At 74.7% G+C, this 25303-nt stretch carries 18 protein-coding genes and 1 tRNA gene; 9 read left to right on the plus strand and 10 right to left on the minus strand.

The window, feature by feature from the left end; translation table 11 throughout:
• Positions 1–2: 2 nt before the first annotated feature.
• The 3 genes from ACIRFH_RS00865 to ACIRFH_RS00875 all read left to right on the plus strand — a co-directional run bounded on the left by ACIRFH_RS00865 (position 3) and on the right by ACIRFH_RS00875 (position 4500).
• Positions 3–1451: a protein phosphatase 2C domain-containing protein gene (locus ACIRFH_RS00865; RefSeq protein ID WP_403516403.1), complete on the plus strand. Its 1449-nt coding sequence runs from the start codon at positions 3–5 to the stop codon at positions 1449–1451.
• Positions 1452–1580: 129 nt separating this feature from the next.
• Entirely contained in the window at positions 1581–2927 is a 1347-nt protein-coding gene (locus tag ACIRFH_RS00870) for a VWA domain-containing protein (RefSeq protein WP_403516405.1), read from the plus strand.
• A gap of 73 nt (positions 2928–3000) precedes the next feature.
• The gene (locus tag ACIRFH_RS00875; RefSeq protein WP_403516407.1) at positions 3001–4500 is read left to right on the plus strand and encodes an FHA domain-containing protein; all 1500 of its coding nucleotides are present in this window, start codon (positions 3001–3003) and stop codon (positions 4498–4500) included.
• 15 nt (positions 4501–4515) lie between these two features.
• On the opposite strand, the gene ACIRFH_RS00880 is transcribed toward ACIRFH_RS00875, so the two are convergent.
• On the minus strand, positions 4516–5490 hold the full coding sequence (locus ACIRFH_RS00880; protein WP_403516409.1) for a methyltransferase domain-containing protein: 975 nt from the start codon (positions 5488–5490) through the stop codon (positions 4516–4518).
• A 99-nt stretch (positions 5491–5589) separates the two neighbouring features.
• Here ACIRFH_RS00880 and ACIRFH_RS00885 point away from each other — a divergent pair, with 99 nt between their 5' ends.
• The 4 genes from ACIRFH_RS00885 (at position 5590) to ACIRFH_RS00900 (ending at position 13717) form a co-directional block, all read left to right on the plus strand.
• Positions 5590–6003 carry a globin gene (locus ACIRFH_RS00885; protein ID WP_225639114.1) on the plus strand — a complete coding sequence of 138 codons (414 nt, stop codon included), beginning with the start codon at positions 5590–5592 and terminating at the stop codon, positions 6001–6003.
• Between the two features lie 221 nt (positions 6004–6224).
• Positions 6225–9470 carry an FtsX-like permease family protein gene (locus tag ACIRFH_RS00890; protein WP_403516411.1) on the plus strand — a complete coding sequence of 1082 codons (3246 nt, stop codon included), beginning with the start codon at positions 6225–6227 and terminating at the stop codon, positions 9468–9470.
• Positions 9471–9609: 139 nt separating this feature from the next.
• On the plus strand, positions 9610–12336 hold the full coding sequence (locus tag ACIRFH_RS00895) for an FtsX-like permease family protein (RefSeq protein WP_403516413.1): 2727 nt from the start codon (positions 9610–9612) through the stop codon (positions 12334–12336).
• A gap of 412 nt (positions 12337–12748) precedes the next feature.
• Positions 12749–13717 (plus strand): ABC transporter ATP-binding protein, encoded by a 969-nt coding sequence (locus ACIRFH_RS00900; protein ID WP_403516415.1) that lies wholly within the window; start codon positions 12749–12751, stop codon positions 13715–13717.
• 46 nt (positions 13718–13763) lie between these two features.
• Here the strand turns inward: ACIRFH_RS00900 and ACIRFH_RS00905 are convergent, their stop codons facing one another.
• The 4 genes from ACIRFH_RS00905 to ACIRFH_RS00920 form a co-directional block, all read right to left on the minus strand.
• Positions 13764–14444 carry a hypothetical protein gene (locus ACIRFH_RS00905; protein ID WP_403516417.1) on the minus strand — a complete coding sequence of 227 codons (681 nt, stop codon included), beginning with the start codon at positions 14442–14444 and terminating at the stop codon, positions 13764–13766.
• On the minus strand, positions 14441–14884 hold the full coding sequence (locus ACIRFH_RS00910; protein ID WP_403516419.1) for an acyl-CoA thioesterase: 444 nt from the start codon (positions 14882–14884) through the stop codon (positions 14441–14443). Before ACIRFH_RS00910 ends, ACIRFH_RS00905 begins: the two co-directional genes overlap by 4 nt.
• A gap of 6 nt (positions 14885–14890) precedes the next feature.
• Positions 14891–16555, minus strand: a complete 1665-nt coding sequence (gene ettA / locus ACIRFH_RS00915; RefSeq protein ID WP_403516421.1) for an energy-dependent translational throttle protein EttA — start codon at positions 16553–16555, stop codon at positions 14891–14893.
• 137 nt (positions 16556–16692) lie between these two features.
• Positions 16693–16851 (minus strand): hypothetical protein, encoded by a 159-nt coding sequence (locus tag ACIRFH_RS00920; RefSeq protein ID WP_403516423.1) that lies wholly within the window; start codon positions 16849–16851, stop codon positions 16693–16695.
• A 9-nt stretch (positions 16852–16860) separates the two neighbouring features.
• Here ACIRFH_RS00920 and ACIRFH_RS00925 point away from each other — a divergent pair, with 9 nt between their 5' ends.
• Positions 16861–17241 carry a hypothetical protein gene (locus ACIRFH_RS00925; protein WP_403516424.1) on the plus strand — a complete coding sequence of 127 codons (381 nt, stop codon included), beginning with the start codon at positions 16861–16863 and terminating at the stop codon, positions 17239–17241.
• Positions 17242–17340: 99 nt separating this feature from the next.
• Here the strand turns inward: ACIRFH_RS00925 and ACIRFH_RS00930 are convergent, their stop codons facing one another.
• From ACIRFH_RS00930 to ACIRFH_RS00945, 4 genes are all read right to left on the minus strand, one after another.
• A complete protein-coding gene (locus tag ACIRFH_RS00930) occupies positions 17341–18726 on the minus strand; it encodes a Cys-Gln thioester bond-forming surface protein (RefSeq protein ID WP_403516425.1) in 1386 nt (461 codons plus the stop codon).
• A gap of 284 nt (positions 18727–19010) precedes the next feature.
• Positions 19011–19478 (minus strand): single-stranded DNA-binding protein, encoded by a 468-nt coding sequence (locus ACIRFH_RS00935; RefSeq protein WP_403516426.1) that lies wholly within the window; start codon positions 19476–19478, stop codon positions 19011–19013.
• A gap of 263 nt (positions 19479–19741) precedes the next feature.
• Complete coding sequence (locus tag ACIRFH_RS00940; protein ID WP_403516427.1) at positions 19742–21979, minus strand: GTPase; 2238 nt, start codon at positions 21977–21979, stop codon at positions 19742–19744.
• 3 nt (positions 21980–21982) lie between these two features.
• A complete protein-coding gene (locus tag ACIRFH_RS00945) occupies positions 21983–23590 on the minus strand; it encodes a dynamin family protein (protein ID WP_403516428.1) in 1608 nt (535 codons plus the stop codon).
• A 320-nt stretch (positions 23591–23910) separates the two neighbouring features.
• On the opposite strand from ACIRFH_RS00945, the gene ACIRFH_RS00950 reads away from it, so the two are divergent.
• Positions 23911–23983 (plus strand) — tRNA-Arg (locus ACIRFH_RS00950).
• 177 nt (positions 23984–24160) lie between these two features.
• Here ACIRFH_RS00950 and ACIRFH_RS00955 read toward each other — a convergent pair.
• A complete protein-coding gene (locus ACIRFH_RS00955) occupies positions 24161–25294 on the minus strand; it encodes a tyrosine-type recombinase/integrase (protein WP_403516429.1) in 1134 nt (377 codons plus the stop codon).
• Positions 25295–25303 lie beyond the last annotated feature (9 nt).

The following is a 25303-nucleotide window of genomic DNA, read 5'->3' on the forward strand; positions in this document are numbered from 1 at the left end:
TGATGTCGCAGATGCCCCAGCAGGCCGCTGTGTCGAAGTGCCCGAGCTGCGAGGAGCCCCTCGAGCCGGGTGACCGTTTCTGCGGCGCGTGCGGATACGACCTGTCCGCCGTGCCCGCGCGGCCCGAGGACAGCCCGACGATCGCCATGAACGGCGCGGTGCCCGCCCCGTCGACGCCGCCCGACGGCGTCGACTGGCCCGCCGCCCGGGAGACGGACGGCTCCGGCCGGCCCGTGCCCGCGCACGCGCCGGCCGACGTGCCGGGCACGGACTCGGGCGGATCCCCGCTGCCGCCACCGCGGCCGGCCGCACCGCCGCCGCCGTCCGGCACCCCGGCGCCACCGGCCGCGCCGCCCGCCGCGCCGCCCGCCGCGCCGCCTGTCGTGCCGGGTCCGGCCGGGTCCGAACCGGCCTCGTCCGGTGTGCGGTTCGACCGTCCGGGCGAGCCCGACGAGTACCCGTTGCAGGCACCCGACCCGCGAGCGGCGCCCGACCCGGTGCCGGCCCCGTCGACCGCCCCCGTGCCGGCCGCGTCCGGCACGGTGTGCGTGGCCTGCCGCGCGGGCCGCGTGGACGGCGACGGCTACTGCGAGAACTGCGGGCACGCCCAGCCCCGCGAACGCGACCACATAGAGCAGGAGTCGGGCCCCGTGGCCGCGGTCAGCGACCGCGGTCTGCGCCACCACCGCAACGAGGACGCGTTCTGCGTCGGCCACACCGCGCTGCCCGACGGGACGCCCGCGAGCGTGGCGATCGTGTGCGACGGCGTCTCCTCGGCGACCCGTCCCGACGACGCCTCCCTCGCCGCGTCCCGCGCGGCCGGCGAGTCGCTGCTCGCGGTGCTGCCGCGCGGCACGCACCCGCAGCAGGCCATGCACGACGCGATCGTCGCCGCCTCGCACGCCGTCAACGCGCTGGCCGACGAGCCCGCCACGGCCCGCGAGCAGGCACCGCACCAGAACGCCCCGGCCTGCACCCTCGTCGGCGCCGTGGTGACCTCGGACCTGCTGGTCGTCGGCTGGGTCGGCGACAGCCGCGTCTACTGGGTGCCGGTGGACCGCAGCGCCCCGCCGGCCCGGCTCACCGAGGACGACTCGTGGGCCGCGCAGATGGTCGCCGCCGGCCTGATGAACGAGGCCGAGGCGTACGCCGACGAGCGCGCCCACGCGATCACCGGCTGGCTCGGCGCCGACGCCTACGAACTGGAGCCGCACACCGCGTCGTTCAAGCCCGACCGGCCGGGCGTGGTCGTGGTGTGCACGGACGGCCTGTGGAACTACGCCGAGTCGGCCGAGGAGATGGCCCGCGCCGTGCCCCTCGACGCCGCCGCGCGCCCGCTGCACAGCGCCCGGGTCCTGGTCGGCCACGCCCTGGACGGCGGGGGCCACGACAACGTAACAGTGGCCGTCGTGCCGTTCCCGGCCCCGCCCGCGGGGGCAGGATCGGGCTGAGGCCGCGCAGCCGGGCCGCGCACGCGCGGCCGGGTACGCGGCGGGACGGCCGCGCGGACCGCAGGGGGCGGTCCGCACCACGAGCCACACCCCACCACCGTGGGGACGTAGAGGGGGATGCGATCCGGCATGGCCAATTTCTCGAAGTCGAGCGTGCCGCAGTTCTCGGTGGACGTCTACCAGAACGAGTACCTGCCCGAGGGCGGCCGTGAGGTCAACGCGATCGTCACGGTCACCGCGACCGGCGGCGGCACGGTCGGAAGCGCGGTGGCCGCGCCCCACCTGTACTCGCCCGGTCAGGGGCCGTCCGCGGCCGTGGCGCTGATGGTCGACTGCTCGGGCTCGATGGACTACCCGCCGGCCAAGATGCGCAACGCCCGGGACGCGACGGCCGCCGCGATCGACACCCTGCGCGACGGCGTGCACTTCACGGTGATCGGCGGCACGCACGTGGCCACGGAGGTCTACCCCGGCAACGGCCGGCTCGCGGTCGCCGACGCCACCACCCGGGAACAGGCCAAGCAGGCCCTGCGCAGGCTGAGCGCGGGCGGCGGCACGGCCATCGGCACCTGGCTGCGGCTGGCCGAACGGCTGCTGTCCACCGCGGACGTCGCCATCCGGCACGGCATCCTGCTCACCGACGGCCGCAACGAGCACGAGTCGCCCGACGACCTGAGGGCGGCACTCGACTCCTGTGCCGGGCGGTTCACGTGTGACGCCCGTGGCGTGGGCACCGACTGGGAAGTGAAAGAAGTCACAGGGGTCGCCTCCGCCCTGCTCGGCACCGCCGACATCGTCGCCGACCCGTCGGGCCTCGCCGACGACTTCACGCGGATGATGGAGGCGGCCATGGGCAAGGAGGTGGCCGACGTGTCCCTGCGCCTGTGGACCCCGGTCGGCACCACCGTGAGGTTCGTCAAGCAGGTCGCTCCCACGGTCGAGGAACTGACCGACCGCCGCACCGAGGCGGGGCCGCGCGCCGGGGACTACCCCACCGGTTCCTGGGGCGACGAGTCCCGCGACTACCACGTCTGCGTGGAGGTACCGGCCGCGGACATCGGCCAGGAGATGCTGGCCGCCCGAGTCTCCCTGGTCGTCCCGGAGCCCGGAGGGAGCGTCCGGAACCTCGGCGCCCAGGGTCTCGTGCGCGCCGTGTGGACGGACGACATGACCGCGTCCACGTCGATCAATCCCCAGGTCGCCCACTACACCGGCCAGGCCGAACTGGCACAGGTCATCCGACAGGGTCTGGATCTGCGCAAAGCGGGAGACATCGACGGAGCGACGGCCAAACTGGGCCGTGCGGTCCAGCTGGCCGGAGCCTCCGGAAACGCCGATACGGCGAAACTGCTTGCGAAGGTGGTGGACGTGGTCGACGCGGCGGCAGGTACTGTGCGACTGAAAGCGAAGGTCGAGGAGGCCGACGAGATGACTCTCGAGACCCGGTCGACGAAGACTGTTCGCGTGAAGAAGTGACGCAGTACCGCAGGACAACGCAGTACCGCAGGACAACACAGCGACAAGCTCCGCAAGAGGGGGAAGCTCCGACATGCCGACCTGCCCGAACGGACACCAGTCGGGTTCCGACGACTGGTGCGAGGTCTGCGGTCACCGCATGGCCGGTGCCGTGCCGCCCCCTCCGCCGCCACCGCCCCCGGGCGGGGGTTACGGCTTCCCGCCGCCCGGTGGTCCCGGTGGCCAGGGCGGCCCCGGCGGACAGGGCGGCCCGGGCGGCCCGGGCGGGGAACCGCAGCTGTGCCCGCAGTGCCGCACGCCCCGCGAGGGCGGTGCGCCGTTCTGCGAGGAGTGCCGGTGGAACTTCCTGACCAACACCGCCACCTCGTACACCCCGGCGGCCCCCCGGCCGCCGGCGCCCGGTCCGGGGCCCCGGTTCCCGCAGCCGCCGGGCGGCCCGTCGTACGGCGGCGGTGACGCGTACGACTACCAGGGCTCGCGCCCGTCCCAGATGAACCGGCCGGCCGAGCCGATCCCGCCGGGCCCGCCCTTCGGCGGCGACCCGTCGGGCCCCGGCGGCCAGGGCGGTCGCGGTCAGCACGGCCAGAGCGGTCCCGGAGGTCGCGGTCAGCACGGCCAGGGCGGTCCCGAGGGCCCCGGTCCGCACGGTCCGGGTGGCCCGAACGGCCCCGGTCCGCACGGCCCCGGCGGTCCGAACGGCCCCTCCGGCTACCCGGGCCCCGGCGGCCAGGGCGGTCCCTCCGGTCCACCGGCCCCGCCCTTCGGCGGCGACCCGTCGCGGCCGGTTCCGCCGCCGCCCGGCCCCGGCGGTCCCGGTGGCCCGGGAGGTCCCGGCCGTCCCGGTGGGCCCGGTGGCCCCGGTGGGCCTCCGCAGGCGTTCCAGCAGTCCGCGCCGCCGGCCCCGCCCGGCTTCCCGCAGGAGACCGGCCGCCCCCAGCAGGGCGGTGGCCCCCGGCAGGGCGGTGGCCCGTCCTTCGGCGGCGGTGACGACGACTGGGTGCTCTCCCCGCCGTCGTCCGGCCCTGGCGGTCCGGGTGGTCCTGGCGGTCCGGGTGGCCCCGGCGGTCCCGGCGGCGGCCCCTCGCAGGGCGGCGGCTACGGCTACCCGCAGCCCGGCGCCACCCAGGCCCCGCCCGACCAGGGTTTCCCGCCGCGCCCCCAGCAGCCGGCGACCTGGACGGCGACCATCGGTCCGGACCGCGAGTACTTCATGGCGATGATGCAGCGCTCCGGCCCCGAGGCCGCGGGCCTGAACCTGCCCGCGTACTCGCCCGAGCAGCAGCGCACGCTCACCGGCAACCAGATCACGATCGGCCGCCGCCGGCACTCCACCGGCGACACCCCGGACATCGATCTCGCGGTGCCGCCGGAGGACCCGGGCGTCTCGCACCAGCACGCGGTGCTGGTGCAGCAGCCGGACGGCAACTGGGCGGTCGTCGACCAGAACTCGACGAACGGCACGACGGTCAACGGCGGCGAGGAGCCGATCCAGCCCTTCGTGCCGGTGCCGCTCCAGGACGGCGACCGGGTGCACGTCGGCGCCTGGACGACGATCACGATCCGCCGCGGCTGAGGCGGGCCCGGGCCGTCAGGCGAAGGGCCAGGCGTAGGGACCCTCCGGGTCGTCCAGCCAGGCCCAGGCCCGCTCGCCGCGGACGGTGATGCCGTAGCGCTCGCGCCGGGGGGCGTCCTCGCGCTCCCACAGCGCGTACGCCTCCTGCGGGTCGAGGCTGCCCCGGGACAGGGCGAGCAGGAACCGGAACAGGTCGTCGCCGCGGGCCCCGCGCGGCACCCCGGCGAGGCCCGGCGGCTCCGGCTCGGTGTGCCCGGTGCCGCGCAGCGGCACGAAGTAGGCGGGCGTGTGCAGGAAGCGGCCCTCGGCGTGCCCGGCGTCGTGGACGATGAGCGCGATCAGGCCGGTGGCGAGCGGCGCGAGGATCCGTCCTCCGGGCCGGCACTGGACGAGCCAGGCGCGGGGGATCGCCGACAGCGCGCAGGTAGCGATGATCCGGTCGAAGGGGGCGCGCTCGGGCACCCCGCGCGCCCCGTCGCCGGTGACGACGGCCGGACGGTACCCGGCGGCGGTCAGGTGCCGACGGGCCGACTCGGTGATCTCCGGGTCCAGGTCGATGGTGGTGACCAGGCCGTCGTCGCCGAGCCGGTGGGCGAGCAGGGCGGCGTTGTAGCCGGTGCCGGCGCCGATCTCCAGGACCCGGTCGCCGTCCGTCACGTCCAGCTCCACCAGCATCGTCGCCATCAGGGACGGCTGGCTGCTGGAGGAGAGCAGCTCGCCGTCGCGCAGCCGGGTGGCGAGCGGGACGTCGGCGTACGCGCCGCGCACCCAGCGCTCGCGGGCCGCGGGGTCGGGGTGCTCGCCCCACCGGCGCTCGTAGCCGCCCCGGACGCCGACGTAGTAGGAGGGCACGAAGAGGTGGCGCGGGACCGCCTCGAACGACTCCCGCCAGACCGGGTCGGCCGCCCAGGCGCCGCTCAGCTCGATCTCGCGCACCAGCGCCGCCCGCGCGGAGGCGGCGAGGCCCTCCAGGTCCTGCTGCCCGCCCATGCCTCCACAGTAGGGCCCGGCACCTGCCTGTGGCGGCCCGCGCGCGGACGGTCCGGAGAGGTCCTGGGTCTCCGGACCTGTGCCGCCCCGTCTGAGACCATGGACGGCGTGAATGAGATTCGGCGCGGCACGCTTCAGGAGCAGACCTTCTACGAGCAGGTCGGCGGGGAGGAGACCTTCCGCCGGCTCGTCCACCGTTTCTACGAGGGGGTCGCCCAGGATCCGGTCCTGCGGCCGATGTACCCCGAGGAGGACCTGGGCCCGGCGGAGGAGCGTTTCGCGCTCTTCCTGATGCAGTACTGGGGCGGTCCGACGACGTACAGCGAACGGCGCGGCCACCCCCGCCTGCGGATGCGGCACGCCCCCTTCGCCGTGGACCGCGCGGCGCACGACGCGTGGCTGAAGCACATGCGGGTGGCCCTCGACGAGCTCGGTCTGTCCGAGGAGCACGAGCAGACGCTGTGGAAGTACCTGACGTACGCGGCGGCCTCGATGGTGAACACCGAGGGCTGACTCCCGGGGCGGCTCCCAGTGGCTGTCCCCCGACGGCTGCCCCCCCCCCGGCGGTTGATGAGCGGATTCCGGTTCCGCATCGCCGGAATTCGGTCACGATCCGGTCAAGTCCGTCCCCCGAGCGGTTACCCGCGCCGTGCGCCCTCTGACAGCATCACCGGAAGGTCTGGACAACGGCGCCGGGGGGCCGGGTGGCGGGGAGCGGGGGACTCGGAGGGTTCGTGCTGCTGCGCGCGCGGGCGCATCGCCTGCTGCTCGCCGCCGCGCTGCTCACCGTCCTGCTGACCACGGCGGTGCTGGCGACCCTGGCCGCCTACTCGGGCGCGATCGGCGACGCGGCCCTGCGGCACGCCCTCGCCGATCCGCGCAACGCCGCCGACACCGCGCTGATCGTCAAGGCGGACGTGCCCGAAGGCGGGCGCGAGGAGGCCGACGCCACCGTGCGCAAGGGCGCCCGGGACACCTTCGGCGGGCTGCCGGTCACCGTCCGCGCCCTGACGCGGTCGGGCCCGTACGCCCTGCCGGCCACCCTGCGGCCGCGCGGCGAGCGGTCCGGCGGCGACCCGGACCTGACGTACCTCGCGGCGCTCGACCCGGCGCAGGTGCGGATCACCGAGGGACGGATGCCGCGGGAGGGCGGCCCGGTGACCGAGGCCGCGCTGCCGACGGCCGCCGCCGAGCGCCTCGGCGTCCGGACCGGCGCCCGCCTCACCCTCGCCGACCGGTTGGACGGCCCGGCGGTGCGGATCGAGGTCACCGGCCTGTACCGGCCGGCCGAGGCCACGTCCCCGTACTGGCGTCTGGACGACCTGGGCGGGCGCGGGATCAAGCAGGGCGGCTTCACCACGTACGGGCCGCTGCTCGCCGCCCCCGGTGCGCTGACCGGCGGCCGGGTGAGCACCGGGCCGTCCGGGTGGCTGGCGACGGCGGACTTCTCCACGCTGACGGCCGGCCGGACGGACGCGCTGCGCGGGGCGGCCCGGGACGGGACGGCGTGGCTGCGCGGCCGGCCGGTCCTCAGCAGCACGACGGCGGTGAGCACGTCCCTGCCCGAGGTGCTGGACCGGCTCGACCGCTCCCTGCTGGTGTCCCGCTCCACCCTCCTCGTGGTGGCGCTCCAGCTGGTCCTGCTCGCGGGCTGCACGCTGCTGCTGGTGGCCCGGCTGCTGAGCGCCGAACGCGCGGGCGAGCTGCGGGTGCTGCGGGCGCGGGGCGCCTCCCGGGCCAGGATCGGGTGGTTCGCCGCGCTGGAGGCGCTGCTGCTGGCCGTCCCCGCGGTGGTCTGCGCGCCGCTGCTCGCCGGTCCGCTGACCCGGCTGCTGGCCGGGCAGGGTGCGCTCGCCCGGATCGGGCTGCGGCTGGAGGTGCCGGTCCTCGGCGGGGGCGGGGTGTGGCTGGTCGCCGGGGTGGCCGCCCTGGGGTGCGCGCTGGCGGTGACGCTACCCGCGCTGACCGCCTCCCCGGCCGCCGGTGGCCGGGCCCGGCCGCTGCCCGCGCCGCTGCGGGCGGGTGCGGACGTCGGCCTGCTGGTGGTGGCCGGTGTCGCCTACTGGCAGCTCTCGCGGCAGACCTCGGGCGCGGTGACCGGTGACGACAGCGGTGTCCTGGGCATCGACCCGCTGCTGGTCGCGGCGCCCGCGCTGGCGCTGCTGGCCGGCACCGTGCTGACACTGCGGCTGCTGCCGCCGGTGGCGCGGCTCGCCGAGCGCCGGGCGGCCGGCGGGCGCGGACTGGCGTCGGCGCTGGCGGGCTGGCAGCTCAGCCGCCGCCCGATGCGCGGGGCCGGCCCGGTGCTGCTGCTGGTCCTGGCCACGGCGCTGGGCATGCTGGCCATCGGCCAGGGCGCCTCCTGGGATCGCTCGCAGGACGACCAGGCGGACTTCCGCGCCGGGGCGCCGGTGCGGGTGCTCGCCGCGGGGACGGCGGACCTCGGCCGCACGGAGACGTACGCGGCCGTCCCGGGCGTCCGCGAGGTGGCCCCCGCCGCCCGTACGACGCTGCAGCTGTCCGGCGACCGGACGGCCACCGTGCTGGCGCTGGACACCGCGAGCGCCGCGGACACGATGCTGCTGCGCCCGGACCTGTCCCCCGAACCGGCCCGGACACTGCTGTCCCCTCTGGGGCCCCAGGGCGCGACGGCGGGCGCGAAGGTGCCGCAGGGCACCACGCGACTGGCCCTGACGGCGACCCTGGGCAGCGCGGGCGGGGACACGGGCACGACGGCGGACGTGACCGTCTCGGTGCAGGACAGCCACGGCACGCCGTACCGGCTGCCGGCCGGCGTGCTGGCAGCAGACGGCCGCAGCCACACCCTGGACCTCACCGTCGCCTCCGGCCCGCTGACCGTGACCGGCCTGGAGCTGGTCGAGACCCAGCCGGTCGACCGGGCGCAGCAGCACCGCTTCACCCTGGAGTCGCTGACGGCCACGGCGGCCGACGGCACCGTGCGGCGGCTGGCGCTGCCCCGCTCGTGGACGGCCTCCGCGCACGGCACCGGCCAGTCCTGGCTCCCGGACGCGTCCGCCGACCCGACGAAACCCCGGCTGCGGGCGTCCGGGCCGCCGACGATCGAGTACGGCACCGGGTACGTCCCGGCCGACATGGCCTGGCAGGCGGCGCCGCTGATCGTGCGGCTGGACGCCGAGCAGCCCGCGCCGCCGCAGCTCACGGCCGTGGCGACCGACCGTTTCCTCGCCTCCGCGGGCGCCCGCGCCGGGCAGTCGGTGGACATCGCGCTGAACGGCCGGACCGTCACCGTGCGGATCGCGCACACGGTCCACGCCCTGCCGACCACCGGCCCGACGGACGCCTCCGAGCACGACGGCGGGGCCCTGCTGGTCGACCTGCGGTCGGTGAACCGGGTACTGCAGGCCCGCTACGGGGAGAGCCTGACGCCCACCGAGTGGTGGCTGCGGACGGCACCGGGGAAGGCGGCCGGGACGGCCGTGGCCCTGCGCGCCTTCCCGGACGTCGATCCGGCGCAGGTCGTGGTGCGGGACGAACTGGCCGAGCGGTTGCGCGACGACCCGTTCGGCACGGGATCCGAAACGGCGTTCACCGCGGCGGCCGGGGTGGCGGCGGCGCTGGCGGCCGTCGGGTTCGCGGTGAGCGCGACGGGATCGCTGCGGGAACGGGGCACCGAGTACGCGGTGCTGCGCACCCTGGGCGCCACGCGCCGCCGGCTGGCCCGCGCGGTCGCCGCCGAGCAGGGCGTCCTGGTGGCGCTGGCGCTGCTGGTGGGCGCGGCGCTGGGTGCCGTACTGGCCCGGGCGGTGATTCCCCTGATCGTGCTGACCCCGGAGGCCGCCCACCCGGTGCCGGCCGTCCTCGTCGACCTCCCCGTGGGTCGCGTCGCCGTCCTCCTGGCCTCCGTGGCGCTCACCCCCCTGCTGGTCACGGCGGCCCTCGCCCTGCGCCGTACGGACCCGGTGTCCGCACTCAGGGAGCAGGGGGGCGAGGCCCGGTGACGACGTCCCGCGCGGCGCGGGTGGCAGGTGTGCCGTCGCCCCACCGCCCTCACCCGGCACACGTGGACGTCCGGCACCCGTCACGAAAGCACGGTCCGCTCGTCGTGGGACAGGGAGTGGGACAAGGAGGTGGGCGCAGGTGAACCCCGTCGCCGCCCCGTGGGTGCGGACCCGGCTGCGCACCGCCCCCGGCGCCGCGTGCGCGCTGGCGCTGCTCGTGGCGCTGACCGCGTGTCTGGCCGCCGCCTTCCCGAGGGCACTGGACCGGTACGCGGACGCGGGCCTGCAGCACGATCTCCGGCAGGCCCGCCCCGCCCGGACCGGCGTGCAGCTGACCGCCGGGCTGCCCGACATCGGCTTCGGCCCCGTGCTGGAGCGGTGGCAGCAGGACATGCGCCCCGACTCGCTGCGCGAGCACTACGGCAAAGCGCTCGGCATCGTGGCCGGCCGGCTCCCCGTCGACCGGGCGCGGTCGACGTACGGGGTGCGCACCACCAAGAGCATCGAGGTCTCCGATCCCTGGCTGCCCCGGCCCAGTGGGCTGCCTCCCCAGATGCATCTCGCCGCCCAGCAAGACCTCGGCGACCACGCCCGGCTGCGTTCCGGCCGACTGCCGCACGCGTCCGACACCCCGGTCACCGCGTCCACCGGCCGGGTGGAGGCGGTCGTCACCACCGAGACCGCCGAGGCCCTGCACATCGAGGCGGGCAAGGTCATCCACGTGCCCCGCGCGGCACGCGCCCCGCTCGCCGTCCACATCACCGGCGTCCTCGCCCCGCGCGAACCCGACGGCGCCTACTGGGCCACCTGGCCCGATCTGCGCACCCCGTCGCTGGTGAAGGTGCCGGGGCCGACCAGCGACACGTACTGGGTCGGCACCCTGCTCGTGGCCCCCGACGCGGGGCCCGCCCTGCTGGGCACGACCGGTTCCCCCATGCGCTACTGGCAGTTCGCGCCGGACGCCGGCGCGCTGCGCGCCCACGACCTGGACCGGCTGAACTCGTCCGTCGCCTCCCTGGAGGCCGGGCCGGACCTGCGGAGGGTGCGGTCGGCCGTCGCCCCGGACGCCGACGTGAGCACCGATCTGGACGAGGTGTTCTCCTCCTTCGACCGGCTGCGGTCGGGCATCGGACCGCTGGTCATGATCGCCGCGGTCGGCACCGGCACCGTCGCCGGCGTGGTCCTGCTGATGGCGGCCGGCCTCGCCGCCGACCGGCGCCGCGCGGAACTCGCCCTGCTGCGCGCCCGGGGCGCGTCCCTGCGGGGCCTGGCGGGGCGGCTGCTGGCCGAGACGGCGGTGGCGGCGGTGCCCGCGGGCGCCCTCGGTCTCGCCGCCGCGCTGCTCGCCCTCCCCGGCGCCCGTCCCGGCCCGGCCGTCGCGGCCGCCGTCGCGGTCACCGTCGTCGGCTGCGCCGCGCTGCCTCTGCGGGCCGCGATCGCCCACCGCACCGTCCGCGTCCACGGCGGCCGGCAGGACGTGGCGTCGGCACGCCCGTCCCGGCGCCGTACGGTCGCCGAACTCACCGTCGTCGTCCTGGCCGTGGGAGCGGTCGAGACACTGCGCCGACGCGGTGCGCAGAGCCCGGCCGACGATCTGGTGTCGCTCGCACCGGTGCTGGTCGGGGTGATCGCCGCGCTGGTCCTGGTCCGCCTCTACCCGCTGCCGCTGCGGCGCCTGGCCGGCCCGGCGGGGCGGCTGCGCGGCGCGGTGGGACACCTGGCGCTGGCCCGCACGGGCCGTACGTCCGTCTCGGCGGTGCTGCCCCTGCTCGCGCTGCTGACCGCGCTCACCACGGCGGCCTTCGGCGGCTCGGTCCTGGCCGGCGTGGCGGACGTCCGGGACCGGGCGGCCCTGCTCACCACCGGCGCCGACGCCCGCGTCGAGGGGACCGGCCCGCTGCCGGCCGCCCTGGCCGACCGGGTCCGCCACACCCCGGGCGTGACCGGGCTGGCCGAGGTGAGCATCGCCTACCAGGCCAAACCCGGCGACGCCCCCCAGCCGCTGCCCGTGGCGGGCGTCGATCCCGCCGCCTACGCGAAGCTGGCCGCGCGGACGGGCCTGGGGACCTTCGACGCGGGCGGGCTGAAGCAGCCGGGCGGCCGGGAAGGGCCCCTGCCCGCGCTGGCCTCGCCCACGGTCGCCGAGCGGTTCGGCACCGAGCCGTTCCCCGTGCGCATGGAGGACGGCACCTTCGTCACTCTGCGGATCTCCCTCGTACGCGAACGGACCCCGGCCGTGTCCAGCGACGAGTTCCTGGTCGTGGACCGGGCCGGGCTGTCCGCGGAGGCTGCCCGTCCGACCGTCCTGCTGCTGACCGGCGACCGGATCGACGCGGGCGCGCTGAGCCGGGCGACCGGCGACGCCGGCTCCGTGCTCCTGCGCGAGCAGGAACGGACCCGGTACGTCGACTCACCCCTCCAGACGGGTGCCGAACGCGTCTACACGGCGGCCGTGGCGGCCGGTGCCGGGTACGCCGTGCTCGCGCTGCTGCTGTCCCTGCTGCGCGCCGCACCCGAACGGGCCGCGCTGCTCGCCCGCCTGCGCACGATGGGCCTCACCCGGTCCCAGGGCCGGCGCCTGCTCGTCCTGGAGTCGCTTCCCCAGGCCGCCCTGGCGGCGGCGGGCGGGGCGCTGACCGGCTGGGCGGCCGTGCGGCTGCTCTCCCCCGGCATCGACGTGACGGCGATCGCGCTGGCGGCGGCGCCGTCCCCGGGCGGCCGGGCCGAGCTGCGCGTCGACCCGTGGTCGCTGGCCGTGCCGACGCTCGCGGTGCTGGCGGTCGCGGTGGGGGCCGCGGCTGTGCAGGCGTGGTGGTCGGGCCGGCGCGGGTCGGTCACGGAGCTGCGGGCGGGGGACTCCGGATGAACGGACCGGGCCGAGCGCGCCACCGGAACGGCCTGGGCATCGGAAGCGACCCGCACCACGGGAACGGCCCCGACCACCGCCTGCGCCACGAAAGCAGTCTCAACCACCCGCACCACCTGAGCGGCCGGAACGGCCCGCGCTGCCGGAGCAGCCCCGACCACCGCCTGCGCCACGAAAGCAGCCTCAACCACCCGCACCACCTGAGCGGCCGGAGCCGACCAGGTCACCTGGACCGCCCGAGCCACCCGAGCCGCCTCAGCGGCCTGAGCCACACCCGCCACCCCAGCCGCCCGAGCCGCGCACATCACCCGCACCCCCCATACCTCGCGCACCACGCGCACCACCCGCACCGCCCGCGCCGCCCGCGCCGCCCGGCCCGGAGACACCCAGGGCATCTGCCGAGGAGGCCCCGATGACGACGAACCCGACCCTCGCCGACCTGGCCGACCGCGCCACCGCGTCCCGTGACCGCCCCGCCTACGGCCACGACGCCCTCATCGCCTGCGACCGTCTGGTCCGCGTCTTCACCGCGGACGGCGTCGAGGTGCAGGCCCTCCAGGGCCTCGACCTGCTGGTCCGGGAGGGTGAGCTGATGGCCCTGGTCGGTGCGTCCGGCAGCGGCAAGTCGACGCTGATGAACATCCTCGCCGGGCTGGACACCCCGACCGCCGGCGCGGCCCGCGTCGCCGGCCGGGATCTGCTCACGATGACCGCGAAGGACCGTCTCGCCTACCGCCGCGAGGTGGTCGGCTTCGTCTGGCAGCAGACGTCCCGCAATCTGCTGCCCTATCTGACGGCTGCCCAGAACGTCGCCCTGCCCGGGCAGCTCGCGGGCACCCGCGGCCGGGGCCGTGCGGCCCGGCGTGCCCGCTCCGAACGCGCCTTGGAGCTGCTGGAGCTGCTGGATGTCGCCGACTGCCGCGACCGCCGTCCGCACCAGATGTCGGGCGGCCAGCAGCAGCGCGTCGCCATCGCCGTGGCCCTGGCCAACGACCCCGCGGTCCTGCTCGCCGACGAACCGACCGGCGAACTCGACTCCCACACGGCGGAACAGATCTTCGCCGCCTTCCGCACCGCGAACGAGCGGCTCGGCACCACCGTCGTCATCGTCACCCACGACCAGGCGGTGGCCGGTGAGGTCCGCCGCACGGTCGCCATCCGCGACGGCCGCACCTCCACGGAGGTGCTGCGGCGCAGCGAGGTGGACGCCGCGACCGGCCACGAGACGGTGGTGGCCCGCGAGTACGCCATGCTCGACCGCGCCGGCCGTCTCCAGCTGCCCGCCGAGTACACCCGGGCCCTCAACATGCGCGACCGCGTCGCCCTGGAACTGGAGCCCGACCACATCGCCGTACGGCCGGACGACAGCGAGCGTCCCTGACCCCCCTGGCCGGTGCGGCGGGGCGGGCGGTGTCAGGGGGCGCGGCTCAGCGCACGCTGAGGCCCAGCGTCCCGGTGCCCGCGCGGCGCAGGGCGACGGATCCGTACGGGGTGCGCAGCCGCAGCCACGCGCCCGAGGAGACCAGCGCGAGCCCCTCCCCGGCCGGGTCCGCGGGGCGCAGGAACCCCAGCGACTGGGCCGCGTGCACGGCCCGCACCGGCAGTCCGGTGTCCGCGACCGTCCGGGACCATATCTCCCGGCCGATCCGGTCGAGCTCGGCCCGGGTGCGCTTCTCGGGGGGCAGCTCCCCGGTCCGTGCCCGGAACTCGGCGACGGCCGCGGAGACGAGGGCGCGCAGCGCGTCCGGGGCGGGCAGCCCCGGCTCGGGCCGCCAGCCGCCGCGCGGGGGCAGCACGCCGGCCCACGGCGGTCCGGTGACCGCGCCGGGCACGGCGGCGGTGGCCGCCGGTTCGTCCACCGACTCGAGGAGCTCACCGGCGGACACGGTCACGTCCAGCGTGACGTCGAGCCCGTTCTCGTACGGCTTCGCCAGCCGTACCGCCCGTACGGCCAGCACCTCGAAGGAGGGCGGCCGGCCGAAGACGGCGAGCGCCGTGCCGTGCGCCTGGAGGCGGACGGCGGCGCCGCGGTCGTAGTGGAGCAGGCGGGAGAGGAAGGCCGCGAGGTCGGCGGCCTCCCCCTGGTCGGCGAGATGGAGGACCGTCATGCGGCGACGGCCTCCTCCTCGTTCTCCGGGTTCTTCGGGCCGTTCGTGCCGTCGTCGTCCGTGTACTCCTGGAGGAACTCGCGCTCCGCCGCGGTGATCCGGCGGGGCCGCTGCGCCTCGAAGTCGAACGGCACGATCACCGTGGACGCGCGGACGTAGACCTGGTCGCCGTCCTTCACCTCGTAGGAGATCGTGAAGGACGCCGCCCTGATCTCGGTGACCCACAGCTCGATGTCCACGGGCGCGTGCCGGTGGACGAGCTGCCGCTTGTAGTCGATCTCGTGGCGTGCCACCACCGACCCCTGCTGGAAATCCTTGTCCGGGCGGAACAGGAAGTCGATACGGGCCTCCTCCAGGTAGCGGAGGAAGACCACGTTGTTGACGTGGCCGTACGCGTCCATGTCCGCCCAGCGCAGCGGGCAGCGGTAGATGTGCCGCAAGATCGATCAGCCCCGGGTCAGCTTCTTGTAGGTGGCACGGTGCGGACGCGCCGCGTCCGGGCCGAGTCGCTCGATCTTGTTCTTCTCGTACGACTCGAAGTTGCCCTCGAACCAGAACCACTTGGAGTTGCCCTCGTAGGCGAGGATGTGCGTCGCGACGCGGTCGAGGAACCACCGGTCGTGGGAGACGACCACGGCGCAGCCCGGGAACTCCAGCAGCGCGTTCTCCAGGCTGGAGAGGGTCTCGACGTCGAGGTCGTTGGTCGGCTCGTCGAGGAGCAGCAGGTTGCCGCCCTGCTTGAGGGTGAGCGCGAGGTTGAGCCGGTTGCGCTCACCGCCGGACAGGACACCGGCCGGCTTCTGCTGGTCCGGGCCCTTGAAGCCGAAGGCCGAGACGTAGGCGCGGCTCGGCATCTCGACCTGGCCGACGTTGATGTAGTCCAGCTCGTCGGAGACGACGGCCCACAGCGTCTTCTTCGGGTCGATGTTCTCGCGGCTCTGGTCGACGTACGAGATCTTGACGGTCTCGCCGACCTTGATGGAACCGGAGTCCGGCTCCTCGATGCCCTGGATCATCTTGAACAGGGTGGTCTTGCCGGCGCCGTTCGGGCCGATGACACCGACGATGCCGTTGCGCGGCAGCGTGAAGCTGAGGTCGTCGATGAGGACCTTGTCGCCGAAGGCCTTGCTGAGGTTGTTCACCTCGACGACGACGTTGCCCAGGCGCGGGCCCGGCGGGATCTGGATCTCCTCGAAGTCCAGCTTCCGCATCTTGTCGGCCTCGGCTGCCATCTCCTCGTAGCGGGCGAGGCGCGCCTTGGACTTGGCCTGGCGCCCCTTGGCGTTGGACCGCACCCACTCGAGCTCGTCCTTGAGGCGCTTCTGCCGCTTGGCGTCCTTCTGGCCCTCGACCTTGAGGCGGGTGGCCTTGGTCTCCAGGTACTTGGAGTAGTTGCCCTCGTAGCCGTGCAGCCGGCCGCGGTCGACCTCGCAGATCCACCCGGCGACGTTGTCCAGGAAGTACCGGTCGTGGGTCACGGCCACGACGGTGCCCTCGTACTTGGCGAGGTGCTGCTCCAGCCAGTTCACCGACTCGGCGTCGAGGTGGTTGGTGGGCTCGTCGAGCAGCAGCAGGTCGGGGGCCTCGAGCAGCAGCTTGCAGAGCGCGACGCGGCGCTTCTCACCACCGGAGAGGTTGGCGACGGGCCAGTCGCCGGGTGGGCAGCCCAGGGCGTCCATGGCCTGCTCGAGCTGGGCGTCGAGGTCCCAGGCGTTGGCGTGGTCGAGCTCCTCCTGGAGCTTGCCCATCTCCTCGAGCAGCGCGTCCGAGTAGTCGGTCGCCATCTGCTCGGCGATCTCGTTGAACCGGTCGAGCTTGCCCTTGACCTCGGCGACGCCCTCCTGGACGTTCTCCAGGACGGTCTTGTCCTCGCTGAGCGGGGGCTCCTGCAGCAGGATGCCGACCGTGTAGCCCGGCGACAGGAAGGCGTCACCGTTCGACGGCTGCTCCAGACCCGCCATGATCTTCAGAACGGTCGACTTGCCGGCTCCGTTCGGGCCGACGACGCCGATCTTCGCCCCTGGCAGGAAGCTCAGGGTGACATCGTCGAGGATCACCTTGTCGCCGTGCGCTTTGCGCGCCTTGCGCATGGTGTAGATGTACTCAGCCAAGAGAAACCGTCCGGCAGCTTGATCAGGCAGTGGGCAGATACACCCCATCTTGCCTGACCGCCACCCCTGCGAGGAAATGCGTCAGCCCGGGGAGCTCTGACCTGGCATTTCACGGGTGATGCCGGAGTTCCGGCCGCCTACCGGGCCACCGCGGGGCGTGTGACCGGCTGGAGCCGGAACGAGATGGCCTCCATCAGGCGCTTGCGCCGGGTCTTCTGGACGGCGGCGATCTGGCCCGCGGCCGCTGGCAGCGGTGGCCCGACGATCACGCCGGTCCGGTACGCGAGTTCCTGCACGCCTGGTGGGTGCGGAGCCTCACCGATCCGGACGCGGCCGTACCGGCGCACCAGGTCTTCGCACTGTGTGCCGAGGCGTCCGGAACGCTCGGCCCCTGGCTCGCCGACCGGGAGACGCGGACCGGGGACCTCAGCGACCGGCGTCTCGCCGAGGCGGCGACGGAGTGGGAGTACGAACTCCTCGGGGACAGCCTGCCGTGGTACGTCCACTGGTACGAGCACGGCGAGGACGGGAGGCGTGCCGAACTGGTCGCCCGGCTCCTCGGCCACGGCGCGGCGCGCCTGCGCGAGTCGGGCGCCTTGGCGGAGGAGCGGCACCGGATACGGCTGCTCGGACTCACCGGCGCGGACCGCTGGACGGACCCGCACCGGCCCGGCCACCGCTACTGACGGTGCCGAGCGAATGCGCCGGCGGGCGGATGAGCCGGCGGGCGAATGCGCCGGCAGCGGGGGCGGCCGGGGCTCACCCCCGTCCCGCCCCGGCGCCGGTCAGCCCTCGCCGGGCTCGTTCCTCCTGCGGAGGAACAGCAGGACCGCGCCGCCGATCACGACCAGGCCGATGGCCGTGCCGCCGATCAGGGGCGTCGCGACGGAGCCGCCGGTGTCGGCGAGGTCGGTGTCGGGGGCGGGGTCGACCACCGCGGCGGGAGCCGGCTCACCGAGGGTGTGGGTGGTCCGGTCGACCGGACTGCTCTGCGTGCGGCAGTCGAGGACGCCGGTGAAGCGCTTCTCGAAGCCGTCGGGGCCGCGGGCGGCGAAGTCGTAGGCGCGGTCCTCCGGCAACGGGATCGTGACCGTCCGGGTCTCGCCCGCCGCGATGATGTACTCGCTGTCCAGCACCTCGAAGGCGAACGCCTTGTCGCCCTTGTTGACCGCGGTGATGTCCAGGCCGCCCTTGGCGCAGTTCTTCGCCCCGGACAGCGCGGGTACCGCGCCCTGGTCCGCCCAGGTCGCGCTCGCCGTCGCCGCCACCGTCGACTCGCTGGAGCCGGCCAGGATCTGCGTCTGGCTGCGGCTCTCGGAGGCGAAGGCGCGGCCGACCGGCACGGTGGTCGAGGCCTGGACGGTCAGCCCGACGGTGTCCGCCGCGGTGTCCTTCGGCACGTCGAAGAAGACCTGGGTGCCGTCGGTCACGGAGGTGACGGGTCTGCCGTCCTTGTCGACGAACCGCACCCCGCCCGTGGTGGCGTCCGCCGGCGGGGTGACCGTCGCCCTGTCGGCGTTGGTGTGCACCGTCACGGGGCCGAGCCGCTCGCCCGGACGTCCGGAGACCGCGGGCGGGTTCAACGTGAGCGACGCCGTGGGCTCGGCCAGGTTGCGGGCGTGCTTCTCCAGGTAGTCCGCGAGCCGCTCGGCCTGCGGGTCGAGGGCCTCGACGTCCGTGTCGTCCGAGTAGCGCCAGATGGCCACCTGCGTGCCGGCCGCCGCGTCCTGCTCGGTGAGCCCGCCGCGCACCCCGGCCTTCTTCGCGAGTTCCGTCAGGTCGTTGACCTGCGGGTAGGAGTTCTGCAGGATCCAGCGGATGCGGCCGGCGTCCTTGTTGGTGCCCAGCGAGGTCCCGCTCCAGGGCGTCTCGTGGTACTTGGCGTCCTTCTGCGTCGGGTTCTGGATGTCGACGCAGTAGGTCTGCAGCATGCCGCCGCCGTCGACGGACATCTCGAACAGGCCGGCCGACACCTCCTGATCACCGCCGGCCCCGTGTATGACCGCGGTGCCGTAGGTCTTCAGGCCGCCTATGGTGGCCGCGGCTCCGCCCTCGCCCCGCGTCTCCCCCTGGGCGGCGGCCGGGGCGGCACCCGCCGCCACGCCGGCCGCGGCGAGCGCGGAGACCAGCACCGTGGCGGTGAGCCGTGCCGCCGCTCCACGGCCGGGCAACAGGACAGAGAGCGAAGAAAACACCAAATTCCCCTTCGAGCAGGACCCGTTGACGTGGGGGCACGGTCCCACCAGCAGAATCAGCAGCCCCGCAGGACATGTTCGGCATCCTAAGGACGTGGCACACCGCGCCCCTCGGTGAGGTCGGCCCGAGCGGGGATCCGACTCGGAATCGTTATGGCCGACACCCTCGTGAGCAGGGCTTATCGACAAATCCACCCGGGTTGATCCGTGCGCTTTCGCCGATAAGCCGCACTTCGGTCACCGACGTCGAGGCGCCCGCGTCATGCCACCACGGCGGGCTGCGGCCGCTGTTCGCCGCTCACGGACGACGAGTCCACCGGCGGCGTCTCCCAGTTGGGCTCCGGCTGCGGCGGGGAGGTGGCCGTCTCGGCCCTGTTGGTGCGCCGGAACGCCGCCGTCCCCCGTGAGAGGTCGTGTCCGATCGCCACCGCGTCGATGTCCGCGGAGGTCCAGTTCTGCCCCTCGCGCACGTCCGTGCGCACCTTCAGCCGACCGTGCACGACGACGGGTTCGCCCACCGCCAGCGACGCCGACGCGTTGGTGGCGAGTTGCCGATTGGCCCACACCGTGAAGAAGTTGGTGTGGCCGTCCGTCCACGCGTTCTTCTCGCGGTCCCAGTAGCGTGCGGTGACCGCCAGCCGGAACCGCGCCGACGGCCCGCTCGCCAGGTCCCGGTACACCGGCTGCGTCGCCACGTTGCCCACGGCACAGATCATGGTCTCGTTCATCGCGAGTCCCTCCCTCCACGCGTACGGGCCCGGCCCGTACGGCTGTCGCGTCTGCCTGCCGGCGATCGCTTCCGCCGCGATCGCCGCGAGGCCAGACTGCCTCCGTCCGGTCCGGGCCCGCCGAGCGCTGTGGACCATCCGCCGCCTGTGGAGAACCCCGTCACCCGAACGGGTGGGGAGGGCTCGAGACCGAGGACGGCCCCGCCGGGCGGCGTGATCCGCCACCCGAACCGGTGGGGAGGCCCCCCACCGGCCTCCGTCCGCTACCTCACCCGGGCCCCCACTCCCGCACCGGCTCCCGTACCGACCCCGGCCCCTACGCCCGTTCCCGCGACGCGCCCGTACTGCTCCCGTACCTCCCGGTACCGCAACAGCTCCGCCGCCAGCGGATCGAGCACCCGGGCCCGGCCGCACCCCGCGGCCGCCTCGCGCAACCGGCGTTCCGCCTCGTACCCGTAGCGCCGTGCCGGTCCGCGCGCCGCCATGCGGCAGCTCCACTCGATGACCGGACCGCCGATGATGCCGGACAGCATCAGCAGCACCGGCACGCCCAGGTTCGGCGACATGACGCCGACGATCTGGCCGAGCAGCCACAGGCCGTCCACCACCTGGAGGAGCGTCATGGACGCCTGGGCCAGCACGGCCACCGGCCACCACCCGGGGCGCGGCGGACGTCCCGCCGGCAGCCCCTGCCGCGCCGCCAGCTCGTCGAGCGCCTCGGGCAGTCCCTGCGCGCCGCGGACGGCCGCCTCCCGCACCGCCTGCGCCCACGGCGCCGGCAACCCGGCCGACGCCCGGTGGGACACCGTACGCACCGCCTGCTCGACGCGCTGACGGGCCGTGACCTCCTCGTCCGCCGGGGTGCGCAGCGGCAGCCGGCCCGTGGTGGACTCGCGTCGGTCGTGGCACCAGCGCCACAGCCGCAGCCAGGGCGTGCCGCAGGCGCGGTTGGCGTTGCGCAGCCAGGCGCGTTCGGCCGCGTCGCCCGCCGCGGTGGCGCCCACCGCGTCGGCGAGCCGGTCCGCGAACTCCTCCCGGGCCTCCTCGCTGAGCCCGGTGCGCCGCCCGGCGACGTACACGGGCCGCAGACGCCGGGCGGCGGCGTCCACGTCGGCCGCGATGCGGCGCGCCGGCGCCTGCCGCTCGGCGACGAACTGGCCGAGGGTCTCGCGCAGCTCGCCCATGCCCTCCCCGGTGAGCGCGGACAGCGCGAGCACGGCCGCGCCGGGTTCACCGTGCTCTCCCAGGGCGATGCCGTCCTCGTCCAGCAGGCGCCGCAGGTCGTCGAGGACCTGTTCGGCGGCCTCCCCGGGCAGCCGGTCGACCTGGTTGAGGACGACGAAGGTGACCTCCGCGTGGCCGGCCATCGGCCGCAGATAGCGTTCGTGGAGCATGGCGTCGGCGTACTTCTCGGGGTCGACGACCCAGACGACGGCGTCGACGAGCCCCAGGATGCGGTCCACCTGCTCACGGTGCTGCACCACCGCCGAGTCGTGGTCGGGCAGGTCGATCAGGACCAGCCCGCGCAGCGGCGAGTCGGCGTCCGGGGGCTGGATCGGGCGGCGGCGCAGCCGGCCGGGAATGCCGAGCCGGTCCAGCAGGCTGGCCGCGCCGTCGCTCCAGCTGCACGCGATGGGCGCGGCGGTGGTAGGCCGGCGGACGCCCGTCTCGGAGATCATCACCCCGGCGAGCGCGTTGAACAGCTGCGACTTGCCGCTGCCGGTCGCGCCGGCGATGGCGACGACGGTGTGCTGCCCGGAGAGCCTGCGCCGCGCGGCGGCCTCGTCGAGGACCCGTCCCGCCTCGGCCAGCGTCCCGCCGTCGAGCCGGGTGCGGGAGAGCCCCACCAGTTCGCGCAGCGCGTCCAGCCGCGACCTGAGGGGCCCGTCGTAGGCCAACGGCATCAGGGACGAGGAACTCGCCGGTCTGCCCGGCACGGCGGTGAACCGTTCCGCGCCGCCGTTCTCGTCCACCCGCCGCGCGATGAGCCCGTCGTCCCAGACCTCCTCCTCGTCCCGGGCGTCCCGGGCCCCGGCTCCGGCCGCCGATCCGCTCCGGACGCCGTCCACCCGCTCCTTGCGGTCCGTACGCCGAGGGGCGACGTCGTCCGCCACGCGCGCGTGGGGACGGGACTCGCGGGCACGCTCACCGTCCCCGCGCGCCTCACGCTCGCTCCCTCCCCTCCGCGCGCGCTCGTCCTCGCCCCTCCCCGCGTGCTCGCCCTCCGCCCGCCCCGCGCGCTCGCCCCCACCGCCCGCCGCCCGCTCGCGCTCAACGCTCCGGGCACGTTCGCGCTCGTCGTCGCGGGCTCGCCCGCCCCGGCCCGCGTCCGCGGCGGCACGGTCCTCCCCGGCACGCCTCTCGCCGGCGCCCGCCCCGTGTGCGCGCTCCCCGGCATCGTGTTTCCCGGCATCGCGTTTCCCGCCGAGCCCGCTCCGGGGGCCCGCCTCCTCCGTGTGGTCGGTGTGCTCGGTGGGGTCCTGGTCAGTGACGGCGGTCACCGGTCACCTCTCCTTCTGCAGTACGGACAGCGCGGCGATGAGCTCGGCCTGCGGCTCGGGGTGGACCTCCAGCGCGTCGAGCGGAGCGAGCCGGCGCTCGCGCTCCGCGTGCATGACGCGGTCCATGTGGTCGGTGAGCAGCCGTCCGCCCCGATCGCGCAGCCGCAGCGCGCCATGGGCGCCGATGCGTTCGGCGAGCCCCTCCCCGGCGCTGCGCGCCCGCCTGCCGCCGAGCAGCGCGGTGGCGCCGAGGGCGGCGACCATCTCCGGATCCGGTGCCAGGCTCCGGTCGAGCCGCCGCACCTCCTCCTCGGCGTACTCCTCCAACTCCCGCCGCCACCGCCGTACGGCCACCCCGATGCGGTGCTCGGTGCCCTCGGACGAGGACGCGCGGGCCGCGAGTTCCGGGGCACCCGCCGCGGGCTCGCTCCGCCATGCCTCGTCGACGTGTTCGTCGGCGGCGGTGACGGCGCACAGCAGCAGTGCGCCGAGGCTCTCCACCAGCGAGTCGAGGAGTTCGCCGGGAGTGCAGTCGAGCGGGAAGGCCCGCCACCGCTTCAGGGCGTCACCGGCGAGCACGGCCCCCGCCTGCAGCCGTCCCCGTACGCGCGCGTACTCGGCGTCGTACGCCCCGTCGACGGCGGCGGTGAGCCGCAGCGCGGCGGCGTACTGCGCGGCGGCGGCACTGGCCAGCTCGGGCATCCGGGCCCTGAGGGAGTCGAGGACTCCGTAGGCCGTACGGGCCATGGCGTCGTGCCGGGCCGCGAAGTCCTGGGCCCGGTGGACGAGCCAGGCCCGCAACGGCGCCACGGCGGTGGCCGGCAGCAGCCCGCCGCCCCAGGCCGACTCGGGCAGTTCGGGGACGGTGAAGCGGGGGGCGTCGCCGAGCCCGGCCTTGGTGAGCAGCGCCGCATACTGACGTGACACCTCGGCCACCACCTGGTGGGGCACCCGGTCGAGCACGGTGACCAGCGTGACGTCGTACTCCTTGGCGGTGCGCAGCAGTTGCCAGGGCACGGCGTCGGCGTACCGGGCGGCGGTGGTGACCATCACCCAGATGTCGGCGGCACAGATCAGCTCGGCGGCCAGGACGCGGTTGTCGGCGATGAGGGAGTCGATGTCGGGTGCGTCGAGGAGGGCGAGTCCGGGCGGCAGGGTGTCCGCGGTCTCGACGCGCAGCACGCGCTCGGGGTTCTCGCCGGGCAGGAGCATGTCGTCGTCCGGGGAGTGGTGGGGCGCCCACACGCGCGTGAGGTCGGGCAGTACGCGCATGCCGCTGAACCAGTGGTGGTCCTCCGGGTGGCACACCAGCACCGGTGTCCGGGTGGTGGGCCGCAGGACGCCCGCCTCGCTGACCCGCCGGCCCACGAGCGAGTTCACCAGCGTGGACTTCCCGGCGCCGGTGGAGCCGCCCACGACGGCCAGCAACGGCGCTTCGGGATCTCTCAGCCGGGGCACCAGGTAGTCGTCGAGCTGGGCGAGCAGCTCGTCGCGGTTGGCACGCGCACGGGGAGCCCCCGCGAGGGGCAGCGGGAAGCGTGCGGCCGCGACACGGTCGCGCAGGGCGGAGAGTGCGTCGAGCAGCTGAGGCCGTACGTCCAAGGTCACCACATGTGAAGAATGCCCAATTTTAGGGGAATTCTGAAGCATATGAGCATGTCTGCGCGCCGACCAGACATTACGGACGGAAGGGACTACTGGGACGCGAGGAGAGTCCAGGCATAACGAGTGCACAACACCCGATGCGCGAGACGCCAAAAGCGATGCACGATTCGTACCTGCCTGCGATTATCGGGACCGCTTCACCGAACCTCCACATCGAGCCACGGAGGCGAAGCGTCAGGGACACGGAACCGGGAGCCCTATCCTTGTCCCCGGCAACGTCATGGATCGGCCCCACCCGGCCACCACGACCGAGGCCACCACACCAGGCCCCCGTAGCTCAGTGGATAGAGCAGGCGCCTTCTAAGCGCTTGGCCGCAGGTTCGAGTCCTGCCGGGGGCGCCCATCTCTGCCCTCCCGTCGGGGAGGGCTTTTTGCTGGTCAGGCCGGGTATCAGCCGCCACGACGAAGCCCCGGGCACCCTTCTGACGATCAAGGGCGGGCTCCGGGGCTGTCCGGCTGTCACCGGGTTTTCGCGGGTGGCCGTGTCGAATACGTGTCGAAGTTCTCGGCTGGAGATCAGCCGGCGCCGGGTGCCTCCGGCAGGTCCCCCGCGGCTTCGAGCCGCCGCTTCAGATCCGGCAGCTGCCCGTCGACGCACCGGGCGTACGTGGCGAGGAGCACGGCCACGCTGTTCCCGGCCCACTCCGCCACCTGGGCGGGCGGGATCCCGTCGTTGAGCCACTTGGTCAGGCGCGTGTGCCGGTTGTCGTACACGCGCCGTCCGGTCGGCGACTCGAAGACGTGGGGAGGCAGCACGGCCTTACGTGCACTGCGCCAGGCCCGACGGATGACCGAGCCGGCGAGGATGCCGCCCGACTCCCCTTGGAACAGCAGATCGCCTGGCTTCAGCTGCTCCTCCTGGATGTGCTGCCGCAGGATGCGGGTGAGGGCCGGATGCCCCGGCACGGTGCGTGTCTCGCCCTCCGCACGGCCCTTCAGGTCACGCCGTTCGTGGATCTCCCCCGTGTCGGTCCACTGCTTCCCGACCTCCGGAGTCGCCGTGTGGATCAGCAGCTCGCACCACTGGTCCTCGGCGTCGGGCTCGGGCAGCGTGACGTCCTCCACCCGCATAGCCACGGCTTCCTCGGGTCGCGGACCGCAGTAGTACAGCGTGGCGAAGAAGGCGTGGAGCCGCCTGCCACCGCGCGGCCGACGCCGTATCCAGTCGAGGATCGCCGCCGCCTGCTCGGGGTTCAGCAAGGACCGCTTGTCCACGGCGTTCGAGGTCTTCGTGGCGGCCGTCGCCTCCTTGCCCTTGGGAAGGGGATTGACCCGCAGGATGCGCCGCCGGACCGCGTGCTTCATGACGACGTTGAGGATCCGCCGGTTGCGCTTCCGGGACCAGGCCGCCGCCTGCTTGCCATCAAGGCGGGTGTCGATGGCCCGCAGGACCTGGTCGACCTTCTCGGGGTCCTCCCAGGCCGAGACGGGCAGAGAGTTCCGTTCGACCCACCTGAGGATGGCCACCACGTCCCGCGGCGCGTCAGGACGTCGGTTCGTGTTGAACGCCCACTCACGCAGGGCGGTGCGCACGGTCGCGGGCGCGAACTGGGTGGGCTTGGCCCGCAACAGCGCGATGGTCGTCGCGGTCAGGGTCTTGGCGATGTTCTTGCGGCTGTTGCCGCCGAGCTGGGACCAGCGGGCATCCACGTACTCGAC

This window comes from Streptomyces sp. NPDC093586 (assembly GCF_044764905.1).
GTDB lineage: Bacteria > Actinomycetota > Actinomycetes > Streptomycetales > Streptomycetaceae > Streptomyces.